A 6,898-nucleotide genomic window follows, 5' to 3' on the forward strand; every position below is an offset into this window, starting at 1 on the left:
ACTACATCAATAGTGCAGATTCACGGACAGCAACGCGGTGCGCGGCGTGCCCGGCGTATAACGGTAGCCACTCTTGTTGATGGCGGCCACGTATTCCTCGTCGAAGAGGTTATACACATTAAGCTGCAGGTCCACGTTGCGGTTCAACGGATAGCGGGCCATGGCGTCCGCCACCCAGTAGCCCTCGGTATGGTCCGGGGTGCCCACGGCGCCGTCGCGGCCTCGTTTCAGACCGCCGGTGTAGCGCGCGCCGGCGCCCACGGTAAGGTCGAACGGCAGCCGGTAGGTGGTCCAGCTGGTGAAGGCGTGCTTGGGGGTGTAGGTCAGCCGGCTGCCGCCGTCCTGAGCCTGAGCCGAACCTTCCTCGACGGTGGCGTTCATGGTGGTGTAGCCGGCGCTCAGGTTCCAGTTGGGCGTCAGGTTGCCGACCACGGAGACTTCCACCCCCTGCACCCGTTTTTCGCCGGTCTGGTAGTAGTTGCCGTCCGTGGGGTCCTGTTCGATCAGGTCGCTGACTTCGGTGCGGTACAGGGCGGTGGTCAGCAGAAGCTGGTTATGGGCCAGTTTCCATTTGGCGCCCACTTCGGCGGTGCGGGCTTTCTGGGGATCGTAGTCGCTGTTGTCGGCGCTGCGGTCGCTGTCGCTGAGTTGCAGGTTTTCGCCGCCCGGGGGTTGGTGGGATACCGCGTAGTCGGCGTACAGGTTCAGCCACGGAGTGGTCTTGTGCAGCACTCCGGCCTTCCAGTTGAACAGGGTATCACTGCTGTCGCTGTCCACGGACGGCACCACGGTGCCCACCGCCTGGCCGGAACAGGCCGCCGGGTCGCGGCCGCCGCCGGTGCAGGCGGAGGTGCTTTGGTAGTCCGCCTTGTAGCGGTCCAGACGGACGCCACCGTTCAGTTGCCAGTGTTCGCCGAACGTCAGGGTGTCGAACAGATAGCCGGCCACGGTGTCGGTGGTGCCTTCGCCGCCGCTGCCGTCCTTGGTGGCGCCGTAGTAGAAGTTGTCGTTCGGATCATAGAGCGAGGCGTCGGGCACGGTGGGGCGGGCCAGGCCGGAGGTCTCGATTTCCTCGCGGGTCACCTCCACGCCGTAGGACAGGGTGTGCGACACCGGCCCGGTGTCCAGCGCCGTGACCAGGCCGGTCTGGTTGGTGAGGATGGTGTTGGTCTGGTCCTTCAAATTGGGCAGGCGCCGGACCGTCCAATCCGCCGGGTCGGTGGAGCCGTTGGCGTTCACCGCCATGATCGCGGTCAGCCGGTAGTCCTGGTGGGTGCGGCCCCAGCGCAGGGTGTTGTGAAACCGGGTGTCGTCGCTCAGATCATACTCGAACAGGACCGTGGCCATATCCACGTCCACGTCGTCGTGGTCGGATTCGGCGCCATAGAAATTCTCGCTGTCCACCTTGGGGGCGTTGCTGATTTGCGGATAGGCCGGGTCCGGCGTGGTATAGCCGGGCAGGCCGACGGTGGAGACGCCGCCGTCGGGCACGTTGTTCTGGGTGATATGGAGAAAATTAAACGCCAGCCGGCCGCGATCGTCGAGGTCCAGGGTCAGGGCCGGGGCGATCCCCCAGCGGCTGTTGTTGACGGTGTCGCGGCCGGCCACGTCGCTGTCCTGGCCCATCAGGTTAAGACGCCCGGCCAGGTTGTCGCCGAGCTGGCGGTTGAGATCCAGCGTCACCCGCTTCTGGCCATCGGTACCGCCGGTGAGTGAGCCGGCGTTCAGGTCACCCATGAAGGCCTGTTTGGTGGCCATGTTGATGGAGCCGGTGGGGGCGGTGCGGCCATAGTCCGCGCCGGCGGGGCCCTTGATTACCTCCACCTGCTCGGTGTTGAAGGTGTCCCTGGAGATCGATCCCAGATCGCGGACGCCATCCACGAAAATCGAACTGGAACTGTCGAAGCCGCGCATGTACACCGAATCGCCGGTGGTGCTGGCACCGTTCTCGCCGGCGTAGAAGGTGCCGACGCCGGGGCTGTTGCGCAACGCCTCGGTGAGGGTGGTGGTCTGCTGATCGCGGATCAGTTGCTTGTTGATGACCTGAATGGTGCGCGGCGTTTCCGAAACCGGCTGGGTGAATTTAGGGGTCGCCAGGCGATCACTCTTGTAATCGCCGGTGTTCGGCGATTGCACCGAGACTTCATCGAGGGTGTAGGCGCTGTTGTTGGATTCGTCGCGTAGTCCGGCGGCGCCCGCGGAAGAGGCCATCAGGCCGGTGAGGACGGCGGTGCCCAGGGTCATGCTCTGGGAAAAAGCGGTGCGTGCCACCGGGCGTTTGCGGCGGGTTATATAGGCCATGGGTCGGTTTCCAGTTCACTGCGTATCCGGGACCGTCGCGGAGCAGGCCGGACGACGGCGCGATTCAGGCTCGCGTGAACCAGGCTGGCGGGCTTTGCATGGCTGGCGGAAGATCAGCGAAACCTGCCCCGGCCCCCGATGGGCCGGGTCGGTCGCATGCTATTGCGAATAGGAATGAGGTGCAATAGCGTTTAAAAAAAGACCCAGAAGGACCGGCGCGGCGGGTTCGGCGAAGCTAGGGATGTTCGGAGAACACCCGCACGCCCTGGTCCCCGTAGAGGAAGACCTTGTAGGCGTCGCGACGGTCGCCCATTTCCATGCCCGGGGAGCCCGCCGGCATGCCCGGCACGGTGAGGCCGTGGGCGTCCGGGCGTTCCTCCAGCAGCCGCTTCACGTCCTCGGCGGGCACGTGGCCCTCGATGGCGTAGCCGTCGATGAAGGCGGTGTGGCAGGAGCCCATGCCCGGTTTCAGGCCCGCTTTCTCCTTGATGGATTGCAGGTTCTGGGTGTTGTGGACCTCCACTTCGAAGCCGTTGTCGCGCATGTGCTCCGCCCAGGCGGTGCAGCAGCCGCAGCTCGGTGATTTGTAGACTTGCAGGCTGCCGGCGGCGGCCAGGGTACTGGTCAGCAGCAGGCCGGCGGCGATCATCAGACGGGTCATGAAAGTCTCCTTTTTTCCCTTCTTTAGTGAACGATCAGGGTGCCCTGATACATCTGCATCTGGCAGGTGAATCGGTAGGTACCCGGGTTTTCCGGCGTCAGGGTGACGGTGGTCTTCTCGCCCACCGGCAGGGTCTCGCTGACGTCCAGTTTGTGGAAGATCACCTGCTCGGCGCAGGGGCTGGGGTCGCGCCGCTCAAAACGCAGCGTCAGGGTCTCTCCGGCATTGGTTTCGATCACCGAGGGTTCGTAAACGCCGTCGCTCACGACGATGTCGATGGCGCCACCTTCCGCCCGTTTCGCCGGGCGGCCCTTGGAGGACAGCCAGAACCACCATACGATCAGGGCCATCAGCGCCAGACCGGTCACATTGATCAACAGGCTCATGAATGATCTCCCGTTTTGGCGCGCGGGCCGTGATGACCGCGGGGTTTGAAGAAACGCAGCCGGTTGGCGTTGCTGACCACGGTCACCGAACTCAGCGACATGGCGGCGCCGGCGATTACCGGGCTGAGCAGCCAGCCGGTGAAGGGGTAGAGCAGGCCGGCGGCCACCGGCACGCCCAGCGTGTTGTAAACAAAAGCGCCGAACAGGTTCTGTTTGATGTTGCGCAGGGTGGCCCGGGAAATCGCCATGGCGTCGGCGACACCGTGCAGGGAGCCACTCATCAGGGTGATGGAGGCGGACTCGATGGCCACGTCGGTGCCGGTGCCGATGGCGAAGCCCACGTCCGCCTGGGCCAGGGCCGGGGCGTCGTTGATGCCGTCGCCGACCATGGCCACCTTGCGGCCTTCCTTCTGCAGTTTTTCCACTTCGCGGGCCTTGTCCTCGGGCAGCACCTCGGCGAGCACCTCGTCGACGCCGGCCTGCTTGGCGATGGCGTCGGCGGTGGCCTGGATGTCGCCGGTGATCATCACCACCCGCACGTCCCGGTCGCGCAGCCGGGCGATGGCCTCGGCGGCGTCCGCCTTGATGCGGTCGGCCACTCCGAGCACGCCGATGACGGTGTCGTCGCGGGTCAGGAACAGGGGCGTGGCGGCCTCGTCACTGAGCTGCCGGGCCTCGTCCTCCAGACCCAGACGGATGCCTTCCTGTTCCAGCCAGCGGCGGTTGCCCAGGCGCAGCAGGGTGTCGTCCTGGCGGGCGCTGACGCCCTTGCCGTTGAGGGCGCGGAAGTCGCTCACCGGCGCTGTTTTCAGGCCGCGTTCCTCGGCGGCGTCCAGGATCGCCCGCGCCAGCGGGTGCTCGGAGCCGGCCTCCAGGCCGGCCGCCAGGCGCAGCACGGTGTCCTCATCCTGACCTTCGGCGGCGATCACCCGGGTCACGGAAGGCCGGCCCTCGGTGATGGTGCCGGTCTTGTCGAGCACCACGGTGTCCAACTCGGCGGCGGTCTGCAGGGCGGCGTCCTGGCGGATCAGGATGCCGGACTCCGCCGCCTTGCCCACCGCCACCATCACCGACATGGGCGTGGCCAGGCCCAGGGCGCAGGGGCAGGCGATGATCAGCACGGTCACCGAGGCCACCACCATGTAGGCGGCCACCGGCTGCGGGCCGAAGTTGTACCAGATCAGCGCGGTGGCCACGGCGATCAACAGAATGGTGGGCACGAACACGCTGGCCACGGTGTCCGCCAGCCGGCCGATGGGCGGCTTGGCGCCCTGGGCCTTCTTGACCAGATCGATGATGCGAGCCAGGGCGGTGTCGGCGCCCACCCGGGTGGCGCGGTACACCAGGGTGCCGCTGCCGTTCAGGGTACCGGCGGCCACGGTGTCGCCCTCGCTTTTCACCACCGGCATGGGCTCGCCGGTGAGCATGGACTGGTCCACCTCGCTGTCGCCTTCCAGCACCTCGCCGTCCACGGCGATGGTTTCACCGGGGCGCACGCGCAGCCGGTCGTCCACGCGGATGTCCTCCACCGGCACGTCGTGCTCGCCGTCGTCGTCCAGGCGGCGGGCGGTCTTGGCGCCCAGGTTGAGCAGCCGCTTCACGGCGGCGCCGGTCTTGCCCCGGGCACGCAGCTCCAGGGCCAGGCCCAGGTTCACCAGGCCGATGATCATCGGGCTGGCCTCGAAGTAGACGTGGCGGGCCATCTCCGGCAGCAGGTTGGGGGCGATCACCACCAGGGTGGAATAGCCCCAGGCGGCGCCGGTGCCCACCGCGATCAGGGTGTCCATGTTGGCGTTGTGGTGTCGGAACGCCTTCCAGGCGCCGACGAAGAAATGCCGCCCGGGCAGAGCCAGTATCAGGAAGGTGATCACCGAGACCACGCCCCACCCCCACTGGCTGGCGCCACCGGCTTGCACGGTCATGGTGCCGCCGAACCAGCCCCACAGCATGACGGGCACGCCCACCGCCAGGGCCACGGTGGTCTGGCGCACCAGCTTGCGGTAAAGCCGGTGTTCCTGCTCCTCGCGGTCATCCTCGGCGCGGGCCGGGTCGCGCACCGGAGTGGCGTCATAACCGGCGTTTTGCACCGCCCGCACCAGGGCGTCCGGGTCGGCGGAGCCACTCACCCGGGCGGTGTGGTTGGCCAGGTTCATGCTCGCCGTGTCGACGCCGGGTACGCTTTGCAGAGCGCTCTCGATGGTGCGCACGCAGGAGGCGCAGTGGGCGCCGGTCACCGCCAGGGAAAGGTCGCGCGGTTCGCTGGCGGGTGCGTCGCTTTTCGGTGGCGCGCCATTGGCGTCACCGCCTGTCGGATCGTCGTTGGCCGGCGGCGCTGGCCCGGGATCGTCGTCCTCGTCGGCGGCGTAACCGGCCTCGGCCAGCGCGGCGCGCAGCGCGCCCCGGTCGGCGTCGCCGTCCACGGTGACGGTCTGGTTTTGCAGGTCCACGCTCACGGCGCTGACACCGTTCAGGGGCTCCAGCGCCTTGTGGATGCTCTTCACGCAGTGCTGGCAGGTGGCGCCCTGAATGGGAAGGGTTTGCCGGCTCATGATTTACCTCCTTGGCCGTTGGTTCGGCGGATGTTGCCCAGTATCCAACCTCGGGGTAACCCCCAGGTCAAATACGGTCCCCTGGAAATAGGGCGACAATGAAAACTTTTATAAAAGCGGCGCGTAGCGCGATTCAGTCCCTGGCGTGGCAATCCTTGGGGAGCGAGTATAGGCCCACGTTTTGAGCCGCTAACATGAGCGAGGACACGGAAATGTTGAAGAAGACCCTGATTGCATCCGCCATTGCCGCCGGCACTCTGGCCAGCCTCGGTGCCCACGCGCAAAGCACCACCCCGGTGCGGGATAACGGTTTTTCCTACAGCTATGGCCAGTTCGGCTATGATCAGTGGGACTATGACCATGGCCCGGATGTGGATGTGATTACCGGCGAAGGCGCCTTCGCCCTGGACGAGCATGTCTTTCTGCGTGGCGGTCTGAGTTTCTATGACGGCGACTACGATAGCCCGGGCAGCGATGACGTGGACGGTAACCGCGCCTACGCGGGTGTCGGCTTCCATACGCCGCTGCAGCGTAACCTGGATCTGGTCGGTACCGCCGACGTGATCCGCGATGACAACGATTTCGATGATTCCGAATGGGGCTACGCGGTGCGTGGCGGCCTGCGTCATCGCACCACCGAGAGCCTGGAGCTGGCTGGCGGTGCCCTCTACGAGGACATCTATGATGGCAACTTCGGTGTTTACGGCCAGGGGCTGGTGCATCTGACCCAGGCTTGGGATGTGGGCGCCCGGGTAAGCTTCACCGACGATTCCGACAATCTCGGTCTGTTCGGTCGTTACAACTTCTAAGCGTATTCGCTTCTCGTCTCCCCCCCGAGAATGCCGGCGTGGCTCCCAGCCCGCCGGCTTTTTTTGGTTCATCGCGCTTTGGCGGGGCATCGATGCGGGCGGTCTCTATCCGGGGCGCGGATCTGTGTGGGTGCCTTCCGGGATCGCTCAAGCCGTCCCTGGGCGCTCCCGTTTTTGGCATCCCTGCCAAAA

General features: G+C 66.1%; 5 protein-coding genes. 1 reads left to right on the plus strand and 4 read right to left on the minus strand.

What is annotated here, in order from left to right:
• Positions 1-6: 6 nt before the first annotated feature.
• The 4 genes from ACLD02_RS18425 to ACLD02_RS18440 all read right to left on the minus strand — a co-directional run bounded on the left by ACLD02_RS18425 (position 7) and on the right by ACLD02_RS18440 (position 5,897).
• Positions 7-2,301 (minus strand): catecholate siderophore receptor Fiu, encoded by a 2,295-nt coding sequence (locus tag ACLD02_RS18425; protein WP_203105668.1) that lies wholly within the window; start codon positions 2,299-2,301, stop codon positions 7-9.
• A gap of 235 nt (positions 2,302-2,536) precedes the next feature.
• Entirely contained in the window at positions 2,537-2,962 is a 426-nt protein-coding gene (locus ACLD02_RS18430; RefSeq protein ID WP_410299380.1) for a DUF411 domain-containing protein, read from the minus strand.
• Between the two features lie 23 nt (positions 2,963-2,985).
• Positions 2,986-3,348 carry a cupredoxin domain-containing protein gene (locus ACLD02_RS18435; protein ID WP_203105670.1) on the minus strand — a complete coding sequence of 121 codons (363 nt, stop codon included), beginning with the start codon at positions 3,346-3,348 and terminating at the stop codon, positions 2,986-2,988.
• A complete protein-coding gene (locus ACLD02_RS18440; RefSeq protein WP_410299381.1) occupies positions 3,345-5,897 on the minus strand; it encodes a heavy metal translocating P-type ATPase in 2,553 nt (850 codons plus the stop codon). Before ACLD02_RS18440 ends, ACLD02_RS18435 begins: the two co-directional genes overlap by 4 nt.
• A 212-nt stretch (positions 5,898-6,109) precedes the next feature.
• Here ACLD02_RS18440 and ACLD02_RS18445 point away from each other — a divergent pair, with 212 nt between their 5' ends.
• Positions 6,110-6,706 (plus strand): outer membrane beta-barrel protein, encoded by a 597-nt coding sequence (locus tag ACLD02_RS18445; protein ID WP_203105672.1) that lies wholly within the window; start codon positions 6,110-6,112, stop codon positions 6,704-6,706.
• Positions 6,707-6,898 lie beyond the last annotated feature (192 nt).

This window comes from Alloalcanivorax sp. C16-2 (genome assembly GCF_046507615.1).
In the GTDB taxonomy this organism is placed as follows: domain Bacteria; phylum Pseudomonadota; class Gammaproteobacteria; order Pseudomonadales; family Alcanivoracaceae; genus Alloalcanivorax; species Alloalcanivorax marinus_A.

Bases quoted from the DNA above. Each gene is read 5' to 3' on its own strand.
- ACLD02_RS18440 (WP_410299381.1), bottom strand. From the start codon at position 5,897: ATGAGCCGGCAAACCCTTCCCATTCAGGGCGCCACCTGCCAGCACTGC.
- ACLD02_RS18430 (WP_410299380.1), bottom strand. From the start codon at position 2,962: ATGACCCGTCTGATGATCGCCGCCGGCCTGCTGCTGACCAGTACCCTG.
- ACLD02_RS18435 (WP_203105670.1), bottom strand. From the start codon at position 3,348: ATGAGCCTGTTGATCAATGTGACCGGTCTGGCGCTGATGGCCCTGATC.
- ACLD02_RS18445 (WP_203105672.1), top strand. From the start codon at position 6,110: ATGTTGAAGAAGACCCTGATTGCATCCGCCATTGCCGCCGGCACTCTG.
- ACLD02_RS18425 (WP_203105668.1), bottom strand. From the start codon at position 2,301: ATGGCCTATATAACCCGCCGCAAACGCCCGGTGGCACGCACCGCTTTT.